This window comes from uncultured Pigmentiphaga sp., assembly GCF_937950555.1.
Lineage (GTDB): Bacteria > Pseudomonadota > Gammaproteobacteria > Burkholderiales > Burkholderiaceae_B > Pigmentiphaga.
Map to the genome: position 1 here is coordinate 55,685 of NZ_CALFCW010000041.1, position 19,420 is coordinate 75,104.

Annotated in this window: 14 protein-coding genes and 2 tRNA genes; all 16 read right to left on the reverse strand. The window is 64.2% G+C overall.

Annotated elements, in window-relative coordinates:
• Positions 1-3: 3 nt before the first annotated feature.
• The gene (locus Q0319_RS11100) at positions 4-2,325 is read right to left on the reverse strand and encodes a xanthine dehydrogenase family protein molybdopterin-binding subunit (protein ID WP_299452486.1); all 2,322 of its coding nucleotides are present in this window, start codon (positions 2,323-2,325) and stop codon (positions 4-6) included.
• Complete coding sequence (locus Q0319_RS11105; RefSeq protein ID WP_299452489.1) at positions 2,322-3,308, reverse strand: tripartite tricarboxylate transporter substrate binding protein; 987 nt, start codon at positions 3,306-3,308, stop codon at positions 2,322-2,324. Before Q0319_RS11105 ends, Q0319_RS11100 begins: the two co-directional genes overlap by 4 nt.
• 4 nt (positions 3,309-3,312) lie before the next feature.
• On the reverse strand, positions 3,313-3,798 hold the full coding sequence (locus tag Q0319_RS11110; RefSeq protein WP_299452492.1) for a (2Fe-2S)-binding protein: 486 nt from the start codon (positions 3,796-3,798) through the stop codon (positions 3,313-3,315).
• Entirely contained in the window at positions 3,791-4,672 is an 882-nt protein-coding gene (locus tag Q0319_RS11115) for a xanthine dehydrogenase family protein subunit M (RefSeq protein WP_299452495.1), read from the reverse strand. Before Q0319_RS11115 ends, Q0319_RS11110 begins: the two co-directional genes overlap by 8 nt.
• Complete coding sequence (locus Q0319_RS11120; protein ID WP_299452497.1) at positions 4,669-5,886, reverse strand: FAD-dependent monooxygenase; 1,218 nt, start codon at positions 5,884-5,886, stop codon at positions 4,669-4,671. Before Q0319_RS11120 ends, Q0319_RS11115 begins: the two co-directional genes overlap by 4 nt.
• Before the next feature lie 9 nt (positions 5,887-5,895).
• Positions 5,896-6,693 carry an IclR family transcriptional regulator gene (locus tag Q0319_RS11125; protein ID WP_299452500.1) on the reverse strand — a complete coding sequence of 266 codons (798 nt, stop codon included), beginning with the start codon at positions 6,691-6,693 and terminating at the stop codon, positions 5,896-5,898.
• A gap of 550 nt (positions 6,694-7,243) precedes the next feature.
• Positions 7,244-7,978: an IS3 family transposase gene (locus Q0319_RS11130; RefSeq protein ID WP_299452503.1), complete on the reverse strand. Its 735-nt coding sequence runs from the start codon at positions 7,976-7,978 to the stop codon at positions 7,244-7,246.
• Positions 7,979-8,084: 106 nt separating this feature from the next.
• Positions 8,085-8,399, reverse strand: coding sequence for a DUF1153 domain-containing protein (locus Q0319_RS11135; RefSeq protein ID WP_299452506.1), 315 nt, complete (start codon positions 8,397-8,399; stop codon positions 8,085-8,087).
• A gap of 291 nt (positions 8,400-8,690) precedes the next feature.
• Positions 8,691-8,766 (reverse strand) — tRNA-Gly (locus Q0319_RS11140).
• Between the two features lie 115 nt (positions 8,767-8,881).
• On the reverse strand, positions 8,882-11,302 hold the full coding sequence (lon, locus tag Q0319_RS11145; protein WP_104356956.1) for an endopeptidase La: 2,421 nt from the start codon (positions 11,300-11,302) through the stop codon (positions 8,882-8,884).
• A gap of 94 nt (positions 11,303-11,396) precedes the next feature.
• Complete coding sequence (gene clpX / locus Q0319_RS11150) at positions 11,397-12,671, reverse strand: ATP-dependent Clp protease ATP-binding subunit ClpX (RefSeq protein ID WP_104356957.1); 1,275 nt, start codon at positions 12,669-12,671, stop codon at positions 11,397-11,399.
• Positions 12,672-12,829: 158 nt separating this feature from the next.
• A complete protein-coding gene (gene clpP, locus Q0319_RS11155) occupies positions 12,830-13,438 on the reverse strand; it encodes an ATP-dependent Clp endopeptidase proteolytic subunit ClpP (RefSeq protein ID WP_104356958.1) in 609 nt (202 codons plus the stop codon).
• A 118-nt stretch (positions 13,439-13,556) separates the two neighbouring features.
• The gene (gene tig / locus Q0319_RS11160; protein WP_104356959.1) at positions 13,557-14,864 is read right to left on the reverse strand and encodes a trigger factor; all 1,308 of its coding nucleotides are present in this window, start codon (positions 14,862-14,864) and stop codon (positions 13,557-13,559) included.
• 22 nt (positions 14,865-14,886) lie between these two features.
• Positions 14,887-14,973: transfer RNA gene (locus tag Q0319_RS11165), tRNA-Leu, on the reverse strand.
• Between the two features lie 57 nt (positions 14,974-15,030).
• The gene (locus Q0319_RS11170; RefSeq protein WP_259371683.1) at positions 15,031-18,183 is read right to left on the reverse strand and encodes an efflux RND transporter permease subunit; all 3,153 of its coding nucleotides are present in this window, start codon (positions 18,181-18,183) and stop codon (positions 15,031-15,033) included.
• Positions 18,184-18,198: 15 nt separating this feature from the next.
• Complete coding sequence (locus Q0319_RS11175) at positions 18,199-19,317, reverse strand: efflux RND transporter periplasmic adaptor subunit (RefSeq protein ID WP_132765010.1); 1,119 nt, start codon at positions 19,315-19,317, stop codon at positions 18,199-18,201.
• Positions 19,318-19,420 lie beyond the last annotated feature (103 nt).

Sequence of the window (19,420 nt, forward strand, 5' to 3'; positions counted from 1 at the left end):
CATTCAATGCCTTTGACACGAAGATGCATCCCGTATCAAGGTGGAAATCCTGTCCGGGGACAACGGCAAGTCCCGGATACAGACGCCGAGCGGCCGCAATGCGTCTTCGACGGCGTTGGCCACGGCTCCAGCAACGGCGGCGATCCCCCCTTCACCAGCGCCCTTGACGCCGAGCGGATTGTTCACCGCCGGAGATAGCTCGAGGCTAATCGCCTCCACGTAGGGGAAATCCGTTGCCGTAGGAAGCAGGTAATCGGCAAAGCTTCCGCTCAAGAGCTGTCCTGTCTCGTCGTAGACCAAATGCTCCAGCAGCGCCCCGCCCAGGCCTTGAACCGAGGCGCCGATGGTCTGGCCATGAACGATCTTCGGGTTGAGCATGCGGCCAACGTCTTCGACGGTCAAAAACCTCAGCACTTCGACAAACGCGGTTTCGGGATCGATGGCAACGTGCGCAAGCTGAACGCCAAAGGTGTAGGTCAGCTCACTGCTGGAATAGACGGCATCCGCCTCGAGCGCTTCCCGCAGCTCCGGATCCGTCGCCGCCTCAGCAGCAAGGTCCGACAGCGAAGCGATATGCCGCCCGGTTTCTGCTATGAACAGCGCGCCTTCCTTCCACTGCAGCGCCGCAGGTTCGATCCCCCGACGCTTGGCGAGCAGGCCTGCGACTTGTTCACGAAGTTTCTTGCTCGCCAGCACGATGGCGCTGCCGCCCATCACCGCCGATCGGCTGTGATAGGTTCCCCACCCTTTCTTGACGTAGGTCGTGGAGCCATGGAAAACGTCGATGCGGTCCATGGGTACGCCCAGCTCACCAGCCAGGATTTGAGCATAGACCGTCTCGTGCCCCTGCCCCATCGTTGAGGTTCCCGTATAGAGATGGACCCGACCGTTCTCGGCCACGACCAGCCGCGCCGCTTCGCTGGGCCCGCCCCCGCTAGACTCCACGAAGCAGCCGATGCCAACGCCGTGCAACCGGCCCTCGACTTCTTTGCCACGCAACGACGCCAGCGATTCGTATGAAAACTCATCAAGGGCTCGCCGCATGACGCTCGGATAGTCGCCGGTGTCGTAGTAAGCGACAGGGCCGCCCGGGACCATCGCGCCCGCATTCCACGGCATTTGTTCTGGCCGGACGAGGTTGCGCATCCGGAACTCCGCCGGATCGATGCCCAAATCCTTCGCCGCCAGGTCCACGATTCTTTCCCGGAAATAACTGGACTCGTAACGACCAGGCCCGCGATACGAACCGAACGGCGTCTTGTTGGTCAGCACCGTGCGAAGCGTAAACGCGGCGTTCTCGATCCGATACGGGCCACACATGAACTGCAGGCACTTGCCCGGCGCAACCCCGCCGTTGGGCCGAATATACGCGCCCATGTCCACCATCACGTCGCCGCGCAAGGCAAGAATCCGCCCATTCTCGTCCACGGCGATTTCCACGGTGCATTGCATCTGGCGGGAATGGTTGGTCGCCACCAGATGCTCCGCCCTGTCCTCGATCCATTTGACCGGACGGCCGCAATGCATCGCCGCATAAGGGATCAGGAAATCCTCGGGATAAAACTCCCCGCGGACTCCGAATCCTCCTCCGACGTCGACTTCGATCATTTCGACATCGGTTTCCGGGAGGCCAAGCATTTTCGCGAGAACCTCGCGGTTCTTGAAGGTCAGCTTCGTCGCCCCCCAAACCCGCATTTTTCTGCCTTCTGCATCCCATTCCGCCACGAGGCCGCGCGTCTCCATGGGCGTAGCCGTGTGGCGATGGACACTGAAAGTCTCCTTGCGGACGTACGCAGCACGCGCGAACGCAGCCTCGACGTCGCCTTTGCGCACGACGTCCTGACTGGCGACGTTGGTTCCGACAGCCGGATGAACGAGCAACTCGTCCCTCACGGCCACATCCATGTCCACGACCGGATCCAGGTATTCGTAGTCGATCTCTATGAGTCCGGCAGCGTCTTCCGCTAAATACCGGGACTTGGCGAGCACGACTGCGACGGGTTCGCCGACGTAGACCGTACGCTCGACGGCGAGCGGCTTCTGCAGAAACCGATCCTGTCCCTGCAACCGCGTAAACTCCGACATGGGGATGGGCTGCAACTTATCCCTGAGCTCGTCGGGACCCAACACCGCGAACACTCCTGGAGCGCTTCGGGCCGCGCTAACGTCTACGCTCCGGATAGCGGCGCAGGCATATGCGCTGCGCACAACCATGGCATGCAACATGCCGGGCCGGACCACGTCGTCGACGAAGCAGCCCTTGCCCGTGATGAACCGTTCGTCTTCGCGGCGTTCAACGGCGCGTGCTACGTCCTGCGTACTCATTGAGTCCCTTTCAACCCGGATGTCTCGGCGATAGCCGTGTAAAGTTGGATCTCGCGATTGATACGCGCCGCCGACTCTGCAGGCGAATTGCCTTCGGCCTCGATGCCCAGACGAGTGAATTGCTCCTTCACTTCAGGAGCCTGGAGCGCCTTGGCAACGGCTTGTTGGAGCTTGAGCACAATCTCGGGCGACGTGGCATGATGGACGCCCAGCGCAGCGAAAGCACTCGTTTCGAAGTCTTTCTTGCCGGTTACTTCGGCCACGGTCGGCACGTCAGGCAACGCGGGGTTGCGCTTCTTCGTCGTTACGGCGACTGCCACCGCGCGCCCATCCTTGTGCATGGGCACGATGGTTGCGGTATCGGAGGCCAAGAGATCCGTATCGCCGGACATCATCCCCAACGCTGCGGGCCCGGCTCCCTTGTATTGCACCGAGAGCATCTCCAGCCCGAGCTGCTGGTTCAAGTAGTCCATTTGAAGCTGCCAAGCAGGTCCTGGGTGCCCGTACGAAAGCGAGGGCTTGCGGGTTTTCGCCAGCGCGATCACTTCGGAGAAGGTCTTGGCGGGAAGGTCCTTGCGCGCCGCGATCACGAGCGGATAAGAGCCGAGAATCGTGACCGGCGTAATGTCCTGCGGCTTATAGGGCAGCTTGGCGAAGACGATATGGTTGAAAACCATCGGCGAGCTCCCGCCGACCAACACCGTATAGCCGTCCGGCTGGGCTTTTAGCACGGTTTCGACAGCGATCACGCCGGAAGCGCCCGCCTTGTTCTCGACGATGACTTGATGTCCGAGGTCCTTGGAAAGCTGGGTAGCGACGACGCGCGCCAGGATATCCGTGGCTCCGCCCGGCGCGAAGGCCACGACGAACCGGATGGGTTTGTTGGGATAAGTCGCAGCGGCGCCTTGGGCATGCGCTGACACATGCAGCGTCAGCAACGCGACACCGAGCACCTTCATGGTTGCGGGTACGAATTTCCACATACTCTTATTCCTTCGGGTTTGATGCACATTGAGAGACTTCGAGGACCGCATCGATAATGGGGATATACCCGGTACACCGGCATATGTTCCCCGACAACGCGTCTCGAACCTGGTCAGCGGTCGGATGGGGACACCGCTTCAGAAAGGCCGTTGCACTCATCAACATTCCTGGCGTGCAATAGCCACACTGCAAGGCATGGTGTCTCCGGAATGAGGATTGCAAGGGCGTCAGCTCCCCATCCAAAGCGAGCCCCTCTACTGTAGTAACCTGCCGTCCCCCTGCCTGTACGGCGAACATTAGGCAAGAGCGCACCGCTTCCCCGTCCATCATCACGGTACAGGTCCCGCAGACGCCATGCTCACAACCTATATGCGTTCCGGTCAGGCCCAGTTCGGTTCTGAGGAAGTCCACCAACGTCATGCGCGGCTCAACCTCGGTGCATACGTCCTTGCCATTTACCGTCAGGCAAACCCTTATTTTTTCAGCCATGATTCCCCCGAAGCTCGGGAAGCGCCTGCAGAATCGCCCGCCGCGTCATCACGCGCACGAGATCCCGCCGGTACTCCGCGCTTGCGTGCAGATCCGATCTCACCTCCACGGCCTCCGTTACGACGTCGAGGATGCCTTCGACATGCTGGACGCTCGGCACGCTTCCCACGAGATGCGCTGCCGCCTCGTAAACCACCACCGGCATCTCCGTCGCTCCAAAAATCACTATCCGCGCGCATTCAATGCATCCGCCGGCGTCGACATCGAGAAGCACGACGGCCCCCGCAATGGCGAAATCCCCGCGGCGCCGGGTCATCTTCTGATGCCCCCAGCGACGGCGCTCGGGCCAGGGCGCGAAACGCACCTCCGTCACGAGTTCGCCCGGCTCCAAATTGGTCGAGAAGATCCCGCACGCAAAATCCTCAGCCCGGACCGTACGGCTCGATCCCAGCTTGCTCAATACGAGCTGAGCGTCGCAGGCGACGCACAGCGCTGGCCAGTCGCCAGCCGGATCGGCATGCGCCAGACTTCCCCCTATCGTTCCGCGGCTCCGGATGGGCATGTGTGCGACGCCCTCCATCGCGGCGGACAACAGCGGGAATTTGCTGCGAACCAGCTCGCTATGCTCAAAATCGCTATGCGTCGTCATGGCACCGGCAACCAAGGTGCCGTCCTGCTCCAAGCGAATGCCCCGCAACGAACCGATGCCTCCTAGGTCAAGCAAGGTGCCCGGCGCCGCCAAGCGTAGGCTCATCATCGGCACGAGACTCTGCCCACCAGCGATGGGCCTGACGTCCTCCGGAGACGCTCGAAGCATCTGCAGTGCCTCGTCGAGGCTGCGAGGCCGGAGATAGCGAAATTCCTGGGGTTTCACGCTTCCACCGCTTCCGGATCGTCGATGGGTACCGAGGTCGCGTCGTACGAAAAGATCCAATCACGCAACCGCACCTGGGCGTCCCAAGCGTTTGACAGGAACTCCTTGGCCTCTTCATCGCTGTTGAAGCTCGACACCCGGAAATATTTGACGTTGTCGTTGGACAATTGAACGACTCGCGTCGCCCGCTCCACGCGCGCGGCTTCATAGCTTCGGAGCGCGGCCGGAATGTCATGTGCGTACGCTTCCAGGCACCGACCCAAAACGTACCCGTCCTCGATGGCCATGTTGGCACCCTGTCCGTGATAAGGCAGCATGGAGTGGCACGCGTCACCCAACAACGTAATGCGGCCCACCGACCAGCGTTGCAGCGTTTCGCGCGTGAACAGCCCCCACTTCGTCGGATTTTCGGCGTTGGCGATAACGGTTTGGATCTCCTCGTGCCAACCCGCAAAGTCCTTGGCAAGTTCTTCTCTGGAGCCCGGAACGACCCACGACGACTCGGTCCATTCATCCCTGTCGAGATGGCCGACGAAGTTGATCAACTCGCCGCGCCGGATCGGATAGAGACTGATGTGGGCGTCCCGTCCGATCCACGTCTCGCCCTTGCGCTGCCACATCGACTCCGGAAGACGATCGACGGGAACGGTCGCCCGCCACACGACGCACTTCGTGAACTTGGGCTCGTCATAGCCGAACAGCTTTTCGCGGATCTTCGAGCGAATGCCGTCAGCGCCGATCAGAGCATCGCCGGTAACGACCTCTCCAGACTTGAGCCGCACGGAAACGGAGTTTTCGTCCTGCGCAACATCTACGCACTCCGCATTCAACTGAATGGTGCAACGAGGTTCCCGCTTGCACGCATCCACCAACGCCTGGTGGAGGTCGGCGCGATGCATGTTGATGTGCGGAAAGCCGTACTTGGCCACGACCTCCGAATTAGCCATCGGTCGCTTCGGACCAACACCCGAATCCCACATGCGCAGCTCACGCTCTTTGGGGATATAGCACGCACTTTCATACGCCTCACGCAACCCCAGCGCGTGCAGTACGCGAACGGCGTTGGGGCTGTTCTGCAGACCGGCCCCCACCTCTCCGAGCTGGGGAGCCCTTTCCATGAGATGTACGGCAAAGCCTTTCCTAAGAAGTGCCAAAGCCGCCGTAAATCCGCCGATGCCGCCACCGACGATGAGAATTCGAGTGTTACTGTTCATATCAAGTCTTTAGTCCGTCGTAAGTTCGGAGCCGCCGATCGCAAGGCTCAACCCCTGAGGGTCGGCTTGCTCACCGGTTTCCAATTTTTTCTTGAGCGCCAACAGTCGTTGGGCGAATTCGGAAAGGCGAGGCCCAACGCGACTCGTCGGGCCCGCGAGAGAGATGGTTATCACTTCGTCGTGCAACAGCACCGGCACGGCAACTGCGTCGAGATCCGGGGAATACTCCCCGGCCGCGATGACATAGCCCTGCTTCCGCGCCGTTTCTATCTGGCGGAGCAAGGTCTCTTTTGACGTAATCGTTTTCTCGGTCTGGGCCTCAAGAGACTGGCGCTCCAACCAATGGCGAAGCTCTCCATCGTTCATGGCGCACAAAAGCGCCTTGCCGTTCGCGGTCGAGTGCAGAGGGCGGACATCCCCGGGCTTGGCCGCGTACCGCACCGGGTTCAGGCTGTCCAGCGTATAGATGTACTGAAGCAAGTCCCCTTGGCGCTTGCTGACCGTAACGGTCTCATTGCACTCGTTCCTCAACGCTTCCAAATCTGCGGCAATGCGGGCGAGGAACGGATCGTTGTCGACGATCGTCTTGGCCAGGCTATAGATCCGGCGATTCGGATACAGCTCCTTGCGACGCCCAAAGCTGTAGAGATAACCCCGCTGAAGCAGTGTTTGCACGATCCCGTGACAACTGCTTACCGGCAGATCACAGCGCGTCGCGAGATCCCGCAAGCTCAACTGTCGTTTTGCGGCCTCGAAGGCCTCGAAAATCATCAAAGCTCGGTCTGCGCCACGGACGGTAGTGTTCATTTTCAAAGTTCCAGAAGTTCAAGTCGAAGCATCTAAACGGTTCAGGCTCAGCCGGCGATCACAGCCGGCGCCCCGCGCAAATCTACACACCCTGAGGCAGCCCGACCATGACCTTCCCCACAAACGTCTGACTCTCGACCGCTTTCAGGCGACGAACCGCTTGCAGTTATCGACAACGTCGTTCTGTGTTCAGAATGCAGAAATTCTATTCGTATATTCGAACTCAATCAAGACATTCCACGCACAAAACGTCGCGAATGAATCAACCCAGACCGACGCTCAGGCTCGCCCCGCCCCGGGGCGAAGGTCGCCACACCTCGAAACCAGAAGACTTAGATGACGAAGGACGGCGACATGAACAGGCCGGCAGGCGGGCGCCCGCGTGTTGTTCAAAGAGAATCGGCTTCGCCTGGAGTGAAATCGAGGCAGCGCCGCGAATGCCGGCGTAAGCCGACTCCGCAGGCAAGCGCGCAAGCCGCACGAAAAAGGCGTTGTCCGCGACGACCATGGCCGAGACGCGTCTGTATTGACCCAGCGGAACCTGCACAGGTTATGCCGCTAAAGCGTATGCGTATGCCTCGGCTGGGGTTTTCATTCCGAGCGCCTGGTGTGGACGCCGGTCGTTGTAAAAGCGTATCCAGTCGCCGATCACGCGGCTGGCATGCTGGATGGTTTCGAAGCGATGCCGATGCACGCACTGTTCCTTGAGCGTGCGGATCACGCGTTCAACCATGCCGTTCTGCTGCGGACAATGTGGCGTGATGAATTCCTGGCGCAAGCCGTAGCTGCGCACCAGCGCCGTGTAGCTGCGCGAGGTAAACACCAAACCGTTGTCCGAGCGCAGCAGGAACGGTGCCGGCACGCGCCCCAGGGTGCCGAAGCGAGCAATCAGGGCGTGTTCCAGCGCGCTGCCGGCGGTGCAGGCCTTACCGCTTCGCGAGAGGTGCCAGCCAAGCAATTCGCGCGTGTGGCAGTCGATCACCAGCGCCAGCGTTGCCCAGCCGTCTCGCCCAGCCCACACGCGGCACAGATCCGTGGACCATCGCTCATTGGGCATCGTCGCCACCGACGGCAGAGCCTGGATACGCGGCCTGAAACCAATGGGCCGCTTGCGGACCTGCCAGCCCATCAACTGGAACACGCGCTGCACCGTGTTCTTGTTGAACCCCAACAGGTGCGCAACCGTCCGGTATCCAAACGAGGGCGACTCCTCGATCATCGCCTTGATCGGTCCGGCGAACTTGGGATCGACCTTGGGCGCGGATTTCACCGGCTTGTAGTACACCGTGCGACGCGGCACACCGTGCGACGCGGCACACCGAACCAGCGGCACAATTTGGCGATCGAGACGGTGATGCCGTCGGCTTGCAGTCCCTGGCGGATCGTCTCGATCACTTCTCGTCCTCGCCCAACAGGGACTGCAATTTTTTTCTGGCGCGCAGCTCCAACATTGCCTCGCCGTACGCTTCTTGGAGATCCTTGAGCTGGCGCTCGTACTGCTCCCGCACATCCTGCGGGTTGGCGCGCAGAGCATTCTCCATGCCCCGCTTGCCGTCATCGACCCACTGTTCCACCTCAGACGGTGACAGGTCGTACTGACGGCTCGCCTCGGCCACCTCAGTCTTGCCCTGAATGATGTCCAGCACCAGCGCGCTCTTGCGCTTGGCTGTCCAGCGTTTGATGTCTTCTTCCATCTTCGTGCTCAACGTCGTTTCCTCAATTATGACGTGAGCAGGTTTTCACTGGGTCATTACACGTCGCCCAAGAAACCAGACGTCTCGCGCGAATGAGATGCGCATAATGCACATGCGGCCACAAGGAACAAGGAAAAAGAGTAAGCGGTAAAGACGAGCGACTATGGAAATAAATCCCTGCCGCTCAGGGAATGTCGTCGCGACAACCCGTTGGAATAAGAACCAAGAACCGCGTGCGGAAAAGAGAAAAGGGGCTTTCGCCCCTTTGCAGCCTGAAGACATTCTGCCTGCAAGCCAAAATTCTGGAGCGGGAAACGAGTCTCGAACTCGCGACCTCAACCTTGGCAAGGTTGCGCTCTACCAACTGAGCTATTCCCGCATGGGCTTCAACCCTCGGCCGACGCCTTCTTTCGAAGACCATCAGCGTTGCGCTGAAGCTCGTATTCTACGACAGTTTTCCTGCGTCGTGCAAGAGGGTTGCCGAAAATTTCCGATCAGTGCTTGAGCACCTCGCCCGCGACCTCGGCCGCGCCGTCCTTGGTGGCAGCCTCGACCTTCGCCGGCTCCTCGTCGGGCAGCGGCGTCGGCGTGGACTCGAGGGCGATCTCGAGCACCTTGTCGATCCACTTGACCGGAACGATCTCGAGCTGGCTCTTCACGTTCTCGGGGATCTCCTGCAGGTCCTTGACGTTCTCCTCGGGGATCAGCACCGTCTTGATGCCGCCACGGTGCGCCGCGAGCAGCTTCTCCTTCAGGCCGCCGATGGCCGTGACCTCGCCACGCAGCGTGATCTCGCCGGTCATCGCCACGTCGGCACGCACCGGGATGCCGGTCAGCGCCGAGACGAAGGCCGTGGTCATCGCGATGCCCGCGCTCGGACCATCCTTGGGCGTCGCGCCGTCGGGCACGTGGATGTGGATGTCGCGCTTCTCGAACATCTCGTCCTTGATGCCCAGGCGACGGGCACGGCTGCGCACCACGGAACGGGCCGCCTCGACCGACTCCTTCATCACGTCGCCCAGCTGGCCGGTGCGGATGATGTTGCCCTTGCCGGGCATCACCGCCGCCTCGATGGTCAGCAGGTCGCCGCCCACCTCGGTCCATGCCAGACCGACCACCTGGCCGACCTGGTTCTCCTTCTCGGCACGGCCGTACTGGTAGCGGCGCACGCCAAGGAACTCGTTGAGGTTCTCTTCGGTGACCACGACCTTGCCCTCGTATTTCTTGAGGGTCAGGCCCTTGACCACCTTGCGGCAGATCTTGGAGATCTCGCGCTCCAGCGAACGCACGCCGGCCTCACGGGTGTAGTAGCGGATGATCCCGAGGATCGCGTCCTCGCGCACCTCGAGCTCGTCCTCCTTCACGCCGTTGTTCTTCATCTGCTTGGGCAGCAGGTAGCGCTGGGCGATGTTGAGCTTCTCGTCCTCGGTGTAGCCCGACAGACGGATCACTTCCATGCGGTCCAGCAGCGCCGGCGGAATGTTCAGCGAGTTCGACGTGGCGACAAACATCACGTCGGACAGGTCGAAGTCCACCTCGACGTAGTGGTCGCTGAAGGTGTGGTTCTGCTCGGGGTCGAGCACTTCCAGCAGCGCCGACGAGGGGTCGCCGCGGAAATCCATGCCCAGCTTGTCGATCTCGTCCAGCAGGAACAGCGGATTGCGCGTGCCGACCTTGGCCAGGCTCTGCAGCACCTTGCCCGGCATGGAGCCGATGTAGGTGCGGCGGTGGCCACGGATCTCGGCCTCGTCGCGCACGCCGCCCAGGGCCATGCGCACGAACTTGCGGCCGGTGGCGCGTGCGATCGACTGCCCCAGCGAGGTCTTGCCCACGCCCGGCGGGCCGACCAGGCACAGGATCGGCGCCTTGACCTTCTCGACGCGCTGCTGCACCGCGAGGTACTCGAGGATGCGTTCCTTGACCTTCTCCAGGCCGTAGTGGTCCTCGTTGAGCACCTGCTCGGCGAAGCCCAGGTCGTGCTTGATCTTGGTCTTCTTGCTCCAGGGCAGGTTGACCAGGGTGTCGATGTAGTTGCGCACCACCGTCGCCTCGGCGGACATGGGCGACATCAGCTTGAGCTTCTTGAGCTCGCTCTCGGCCTTCTTGCGCGCTTCCTTGGGCATGCGGGCGGCCTTGATGCGCTTCTCGAGTTCCTCGAGGTCGGCGCCCTCCTCGCCCTCGCCGAGTTCCTTCTGGATGGCCTTGACCTGCTCGTTCAGGTAGTACTCGCGCTGGCTCTTTTCCATCTGGCGCTTGACGCGGCCGCGGATGCGCTTTTCCACCTGCAGGATGTCGACCTCGTGCTCGAGCTGCTCGAGCAGGCGCTCCAGGCGCTCGGCGACCGGGAACAGGTCGAGGATGGCCTGCTTGTGCTCCAGCTTGAGCGGCAGGTGCGCGGCGATGGTGTCGGCCAGCCGGCCGGCATCGTCGATGCCCGCGATGGAGGTGAGGATCTCCGGCGGGATCTTCTTGTTCAGCTTGACGTACTGGTCGAACTGCTGCGTGACGGCACGGCGCAGTGCCTCGATCTCGGGCGAGGTTTCCAGGCCGGGCGGCACCGGGCGGACCTCGGCGACGAAGTGCTCGCCGTTGTCCTCGATGCGTACGGTGTTGGCCCGCTGCAGCCCCTCGACCAGCACCTTCACGGTGCCGTCGGGCAGCTTGAGCATCTGCAGGATGCTGGAAATGCATCCCACCGGGAACATGTCGTCGGCCTTGGGTTCGTCCTTGCCGGCGGCCTTCTGGGCGACCAGCATGATCTGGCGCCCGGCCTCCATGGCCGACTCCAGGGCCTTGATGGACTTGGGACGCCCCACGAACAGCGGGATCACCATGTGCGGGAACACCACCACGTCGCGCAGCGGCAGCAGCGGCAGTTCGATGGGATCGGGGGGCAAAACGGGATGTCCAGACATCGCTACCTCTCTTTCTCAAGCCCCATGTGAGGCTTGAGCGATTCTTTACAAGACAAGACCAGTCGATTCGGCCTGCAGCGGTGTCCGCTGCGCCTCACGCGCTCGCCTTGGCCTGCTCGCGATACACGAGCAGGGGTTTGGTGTTTTCCTCGATGGTGTGTTCGTCCACCACCACTTTCTGAACGCCGTCCAGCGTCGGCAGCTCGAACATCGTGTCGATCAGCGCCTGCTCCAGAATGGAGCGCAGGCCGCGCGCGCCGGTCTTGCGCTGCAGGGCCTTGCGCGCGATCGACGCCAGCGCCGACGGGCGGATTTCCAGCTCGACCCCGTCCATCGAGAACAGCTTCTGGTACTGCTTCACCAGGGCGTTCTTCGGTTCGGTCAGGATGCGCACCAGCGCGTCCTCGGTCAGCTCGCCCAGGGTCGCGACGACCGGCAGGCGCCCGACCAGCTCGGGGATCAGGCCGAACTTGATCAGGTCCTCCGGCTCGACCTCGCGGAAGATCTCGCTGACCTTGCGCTCGCTCTTGCTCTTGACGGTCGCGCCGAAGCCGATGCCGGACTTCTCGGAGCGGTTCTGGATCACCTTCTCCAGCCCGTCGAACGCGCCGCCGCAGATGAACAGGATGTTGGTCGTGTCGATCTGCAGGAAGTCCTGGTTCGGGTGCTTGCGCCCGCCCTGCGGCGGCACCGAGGCCATCGTGCCCTCGATGAGCTTGAGCAGCGCCTGCTGCACGCCTTCGCCGGAGACGTCACGGGTGATCGACGGGTTGTCGGCCTTGCGGCTGATCTTGTCGATCTCGTCGATGTAGACGATGCCGCGCTGCGCCTTCTCGACGTCGTAATTGCAGTTCTGCAGCAGTTTCTGGATGATGTTCTCGACGTCCTCGCCGACGTAGCCGGCTTCGGTCAGCGTGGTCGCGTCGGCGATCACGAACGGCACGTTCAGCAGGCGCGCCAGCGTCTGCGCCAGCAGCGTCTTGCCGGAGCCGGTCGGGCCGATCAGCAGGATGTTGCTCTTGGCCAGCTCGACGTCGTCCTTGCGCGAGCCGCCGGACATGTGCTTGAGGCGCTTGTAGTGGTTGTAGACCGCCACCGAGAGGATGCGCTTGGCCGCATCCTGCCCGATCACGTACTGGTCGAGGATGGCCTTGATCTCGGACGGCACGGGCAGGTCGCCGCGGCCGGACTTGGTGTCGCCCCCCTCGGCGGGCGCCTCGTCACGGATGATGTCATTGCACAGGTCGATGCACTCGTCGCAGATGAACACCGACGGGCCGGCAATGAGCTTCTTCACCTCGTGCTGGCTCTTGCCGCAGAAGGAGCAGTACAGGACTTTCTCGCTGGAAGAGCCTTTTTTCTCGGGCATGGCGTGCAGGAAAGCTGGGGTTCTGAGGAGGATGATAAGTCAAATGAAAACGGGGCCCGGATCAGGAAAAAGGCCCCGCTGCGCGTCCTGTTTTCGCCCACCAAATACCGCACGGTATCTGCGGCCTGGCGCCAGGAATGACCCGCCGTCCGGCAGGGTCAGGCGCGCTTCTCCAGCACCTGGTCGATCAGGCCGTAGGTGCGGGCTTCGTCAGGCGACATGAAAAAGTCGCGCTCGGTGTCGTTCTGGATCTTCTCCAGCGGCTGGCCGGTGCGCTCGGACAGGATGCGGTTCAGGTTCTCGCGCAGCTTCAGGATCTCCCGGGCCTGGATCTCGATGTCGGTGGCCTGGCCCTGGGCGCCGCCCAGCGGCTGGTGGATCATGATGCGCGAGTTCGGCAGCGCATAGCGCTTGCCCTTGGCGCCGGCAGCCAGCAGGAAGGCGCCCATGCTCGCGGCCATGCCCAGGCACAGCGTCGAGACGTCCGGCTTGATGAACTGCATGGTGTCGAAGATCGACATGCCCGCGCTCACCGAGCCGCCCGGCGAGTTGATGTACAGCGAGATGTCCTTGTCCGGGTTCTCGCTTTCCAGGAACAGCAGCTGCGCCACGACCAGGTTGGCGGTCTGGTCGTTGACCGGACCCACCAGGAACACCACGCGCTCGCGCAGCAGCCGGCTGTAGATGTCGTAGGCACGCTCGCCGCGGCCCGATTGTTCGATGACGATGGGCACCATGCCCAGGTTCTGAGTGTCCAGTGCGCTCATGGATTCCTTCCGGTCGATCTGCACGAATCTGGGGATGGATTATGGATTGACAAGCATAGCCCGATAAAAACGAAGGCGCCGGGGCTGCCGGCGCCTTCGCTTGGGGCTGACGCGCGCCTCAGGCGCCCATCAGCTCGTCGAACGGCAGCACCTTGTCGGTCACCTTGGCCTTGGACAGCACGAACTCGGTGACGTTGTTTTCCAGCACCACCGCCTCGACCTCGGCTAGGCGCTGGGCGTCGCTCAGGTACCAGCGCACGACTTCCTGCGGCTTCTCGTAGCTCTGGGCCAGCTCCTCGATGTGGGCCTTGATCTGCTCGGGCTTGGCCTGCAGCTCGTTGGCCTTGACCAGCTCGGCCACCACCAGGCCCAGGCGCACGCGCTTCTCGGCCTGCGGGCGGAACAGGTCCTCGGGGATCGGGGCCTTCTCGGCGTCCTTGACGCCGCGCGCCTTCAGGTCGGCACGGGCGCCGGCGACCATGCGGTCGACCTCGTTCTGCACCAGCGCCTTGGGCAGGTCCAGCTCGGCGATCTTCAGCAGCGCTTCCATGACCGCGTTCTTGTTGCGCGCCAGCACGCGGAACTTCACCTCGCGCTCGAGGTTCTTCTTGATGTCGGCGCGCAGCGCCTCCACGGTGCCTTCGGCGATGCCCAGCGACTTGGCGAAGGCTTCGTCGACCTCGGGCAGATGCTGCTGCTCGACCTTCTTCAGCGTGACCAGGAAGTCGGCTTCCTTGCCGGCCACGTCCTTGCCGTGGTAGTCGTCCGGGAACTTCAGCGGGAAGGTCTTGGACTCGCCGGCCTTCATGCCGCGCACGGCCTTCTCGAACTCCTCCAGCATGCGGCCTTCGCCGAGGATGAACTGGAAGTTTTCGGCCTTGCCACCGGCGAAGGCTTCGCCGTCGATCTTGCCTTCGAAGTCGATCGTGACGCGGTCGCCGTCGGCCGCGGCCTCGGCGGCCGGGCGCTGGGCGAAGGTGCGGCGCTGCTTGCGCAGGATCTCCAGGGTCTTGTCGATCGCGGCGTCGGTCACTTCCGAGCTGACGCGCTCGACCTCGGCGGTCGACAGGTCGCCGATCTTGACGTCCGGATAGACCTCGAACGTGGCGTCAAAGGCCAGCTGCCCCTCGGGCGCGCCCTCCTTCTCGGTGATGCGCGGCGCACCGGCCACGCGCAGCTGGGCTTCCGCGGCCGCCTGGGCGAACGCCTCGCCAACCTTGTCGTTCACGACCTCGTACTGCACCGAGTAGCCATAGCGCTGGGCGACGATGCTCAGGGGCACCTTGCCCGGGCGGAAGCCGTCGGCCTTGACCGTGCGGGCAAGCCGCTTCAGGCGGGACTCCACCTCATTCTTGATGGCGTCCGCCGACAGCGTCAGCGTGATCTTGCGTTCCAGTTTGTCGAGGGTTTCAACAGTCACGGCCATGGTGAGCTCTCTCGTTTGAATGTGGTGCGCGGGGGGGGACTCGAACCCCCACACCATCGCTGGCGTCAGGACCTAAACCTGGTGCGTCTACCAATTTCGCCACCCGCGCAAATCAAAAGAGGGAAGCCTGGGCTCCCCTCCTGGGCAATTCGGCGAACCTGCTATTTTAGCCGGCAGCCGGCGCGATTTTCTCGTCCTCGGGCCGCCGGACCCGGAACCAGGCGGCGTACATGGCCGGCAGGGCCAGCAGCGTCAGCGCCGTCGCGGCGATCAAGCCGCCCATGATGGCCACCGCCATCGGCCCCCAGAACACGCTGCGCGACAGCGGGATCATCGCCAGCACCGCCGCCGCCGCGGTCAGCACGATGGGGCGGAAGCGCCGCACCGCGGACTCGACGATGGCGTTCCAGGTCGGCACGCCACGCCGGCGGTCCTGCTCGATCTGGTCGACCAGGATCACCGAGTTGCGCATGATCATGCCCATCAGGGCGATGACGCCCAGCATTGCGACGAAGCCGAACGGCCGGCCGAGCAGCAGCAGCGCCGCGGCCACCCCGACGATGCCCATGGGCCCGGTCAGGAACACCAGCACCGAGCGCGAGAAGCTCTGCAGCTGCAGCATCAGCAGCGTGAAGGTCAGGAACAGCATCAGCGGCACGTTGGCGAAGATCGATGCCTGGCCCTTGCTGCTCTCCTCCACCGTGCCGGCCATCTCGATGCGGTAGCCGGCCGGCATGCGCGCCTGCAGCTCCTGCATCTTCGGCCACAGCGCCATGCTGACCGTCGGCCCCTGCACGCCTTCGACCACGTCGCCCTGCACGGTGACCGCGAAGTCGCGGTTGTCGCGCCACAGCACGCCCGGCTCCCAGGCGTGGGTGATGCGCGCGATCTGCGTCAGCGGGATGGCGCGGCCGCTGGCGGTCGGCACGTAGGCGCTGGCCAGGTCGGTGATCGCGTCGCGCTCGTCCTGCGGCTGGCGCAGCACGATGTCGATCAGGCGGTCGGCCTCGCGGTACTGGCCGATGGTCATGCCCGACAGCAGGGTGCGCGAGGTCTGGGCGATGCCCTGGCTGGTCACGCCCAGCGCGCGGGCCTTGTCCTGGTCGATCTCCAGGCGCAGGACCTTGACCGACTCGTTCCAGTTGTCGTTGACCTGGCGCATGGCCGGGTGGGCGCGCAGCAGCGCCTTGGCCTCGTCGGCCCACTTGCGCAGCTCGGTCACGTCCGGGCCCAGCACGCGGAACTGCACGGGGTACGGCACCGGCGGCCCGTTGGGCAGCAGCTTGACGCGCGCGCGCACCTCGGGGAATTCCTCGGCCAGGATCTCCGGCAGGCGGCGCAGCAGCACCTCGCGCTGCTCCAGGTCCTCCGGCAGCACGATCGCCTGGCTGACGTTGGACTGCGGGAAGATCTGGTCCAGCGGCAGGTAGAAGCGCGGCACCCCGCTGCCGATCCAGGTCGTGACGTTGGCCACGCCCGGCTCCTTCATCATCCGCGCCTCGAAGCGGGTGGCGACGTCCTCGCTGGCGCGGAAGTTGGTGCCCTCGGGCATCCACAGGTCGACCAGGATCTCCGGCCGGCTCGAATCGGGAAAGAACTGCTGCTGCACCTTGCCCATGCCGGCGACGCCCAGCGCCACGCCCGCGACGGTCAGCGCGATGGTGGTCCAGCGGTGCTGCACGCACCAGTTCACCGCCGCGCGGAAGCGGTTGTAGAACGGGGTGTCGAACAGCTCGTGCGCCTCGCCCTGCACCTTGGGCTTGGTCCTGAGCAGCAGCACGCCGATGTGGGGCACGAAGTAGACCGAGACGACCCACGAGATCAGCAGCGCCGCGGTGGTCACCGCGAAGATCGCGAAGGTGTACTCGCCCACCATGGACTTGGCCATGCCGATCGGCAGGAAGCCGGTGGCGGTGATCAGCGTGCCGGTGAGCATCGGCATCGAGGTCACGTCGTAGGCGAAGGTGGCGGCGCGCATCTTGTCGTAGCCCTCCTCGAGCTTGCGCACCATCATCTCGACCGCGATGATCGCGTCGTCGACCAGCAGGCCCAGCGCGATGATCAGCGCGCCCAGCGACACCTTGTGCAGGCCGACACCCCAGTAGTACATGACGATGAAGGTGATTGCCAGCACCAGCGGGATGGCGATCGCCACCACCAGCCCGGGCCAGATGTCGATGCGCAGCGGCCGGGTGTGCAGGCCCAGGCTGACGAAGCTGACCGCCAGCACGACGATCACCGCCTCGGCCAGCACGCGCACGAACTCGCCCACCGAGCTGGCCACCGCCGCCGGCTGGTCCTGCACCTGGCTCATCTCGATGCCGACCGGCAGTTCCTGCTGGATCTCGGCGACCGCAGCGCGCAGGCGCTCGCCCAGCGCGATGATGTCGCCGCCCTTGGCCATCGAGATGCCCAGCGCGATGACCTCCCGGCCCTGGTGGCGCACCTTGACCTCGGGCGGGTCGACGTAGTCGCGCCGGATCTGAGCGATGTCGCCCAGGCGGATCGTGCTCGCCACGCCGGTGTTCGGGTTGACCGCACGGATCGGCAGCGCGCGCAGGTCGGCCTCGGAGTCGAACTGCCCGCCGATGCGCACCTGCAGGCTGTCGCCGTCGGCCAGCAGCACACCGGCGCCCTCGACCGCGTTCTGCGCGCCGAGCTGGGCGATCACCTGGTTGAAGTCGATGCCCATCTGCGCCAGGCGGCGCTGCGAAACCTCGACGTAGAGCTTCTCGTCCTGCACGCCGAAGAACTCGACCTTGGCCACGTCCGGCACCTTGAGCAGGCGCTGGCGCACCCGGTCGGCGTGCTGGCGCAGCTCCTCGTAGCTGAAGCCGTCGGCCGACAGCGCGTAGATCGTGCCGTAGACGTCGCCGAACTCGTCGTTGAAGAACGGCCCCAGCACGCCCTGCGGCAGGGTGGCACGCATGTCGCCGACCTTCTTGCGTACCTGGTACCAGACGTTGGCGACCTCGCCCGGCGGGGAGGAATCCTTGAGCTCGAAGATGATCAGCGTCTCGCCGGGCTTGGAATAGCTGCGGATGCGGTCGGCGTACGGCACCTCCTGCAGCGTCTTCTCGACCTTGTCGGTGACCTGCTCGGCCATCTGCTGCGCGGTGGCCCCGGGCCAGAACACGCGCACGACCATCGCGCGGAACGTGAACGGCGGGTCCTCGTCCTGCCCCAGCTGGGTGTAGGCCGCCGCGCCCAGCAGCATCAGCACCACCATCAGGTAGCGCGTCAGCGCCGGGTGCTCCAGGGCCCAGCGCGAGATGTTGAAACGCGAGGTGGGGACGTCCTTGGCGGTGGTATCGCTCACGCTGCCTCCCCGCGGTCAGTTGGCGGCCGCATCCGACGACGAAGCCGTCGCGGGGTAGCGGTACAGGCGCACCTTCTGGCCCGGCGTGAGCGTGTGCACGCCGGCGGTCACCACCACCTGGCCGGGCTGGAGCCCCTCCTGCACCAGCACCTGGTTGCCCTCGGCGCCGGCAACGCGCACCGGCTGCAGCTGCACGGTCATCGTGCCGGTGTCGACCAGCCACACCGCGCTGCCGCCCTGGTGCTCGACCAGCGCCGACAGCGGCAGCCGGGCCACGCCTTCGACCCGGGGCAGGCGCACCTGCACGGTGGCGGTCTGACCCAGCTTGACGTCCGGGCGGCCGATGTCGGCCTTGACCAGGTAGGTGCGGGTCACCGGGTCGGCCGCCGCGGCCAGCTCGCGGACCCTGGCCGGCAACAGCTCGTCCGGCGCGCTCCACAGCCGCACCTGCAACTCGGTGCCCTCGCGCGCCAGCGTGCGGAACAGCTCGATCTTGTCCTCGGGCACCGAGAACACCACGTCGCGAGGCCCGTCATGCGCCAGCCGGACCACCGGCGTGCCGGCGGCCACGACCATCCCCGGCTCGGCCTCGACCGCGGTGATCACACCGGCGGCATCGGCCGTCAGCGCCGCATAGGCGGCCTGGTTGCCCTGGGCCTTCGCCTGCGCCAACGCCTGCTGGTACTGGGCCTGTGCCGACTTGAACGCGGTCTCGTGCCGCTCCAGCTCGGCCGGGCTGATGAAGTTCTGCGCGCGCAGCTCCTTGAATCGCTTGAAGTCGGCCTCGGCCTGCTCCAGGCTCGCGCGCGCCGCCGACAGCGCCGCCTGCGCCGCCTCCTGGCTCAGCCGCAGGTCCTGCGGGTCGAGTTCGGCCAGCAGCTGCCCCTTGCGCACCGTGTCGCCCAGCTCGACGGTGCGCCGCACCATCTTCCCCGGCACCCGGAACCCCAGGCGCGACTCGGTGCGCGCACGCACCTCGGCGGCGTACTCGAGCGAGGCGGTGGCGGCAGCGTCTGCGATCGTCATCGTGCGGACGGCACGCACCGGCTCGGGCGCCGGCTCCGGCCGCGAGCAGGCCGACACGGCCAGCGCGAGCGCGACCGGCGCGGCCCAGGTCCAGGACAGGCGGGGCATGGGAGGCTTCCTCGGGAAATAATGACTGACTGGTCAGTAATGTAGGAGAGGTGCTTGCGCGCTGTCAAATCCATGATGCGGTGCAGCAGCTCGTGAGGGCAGG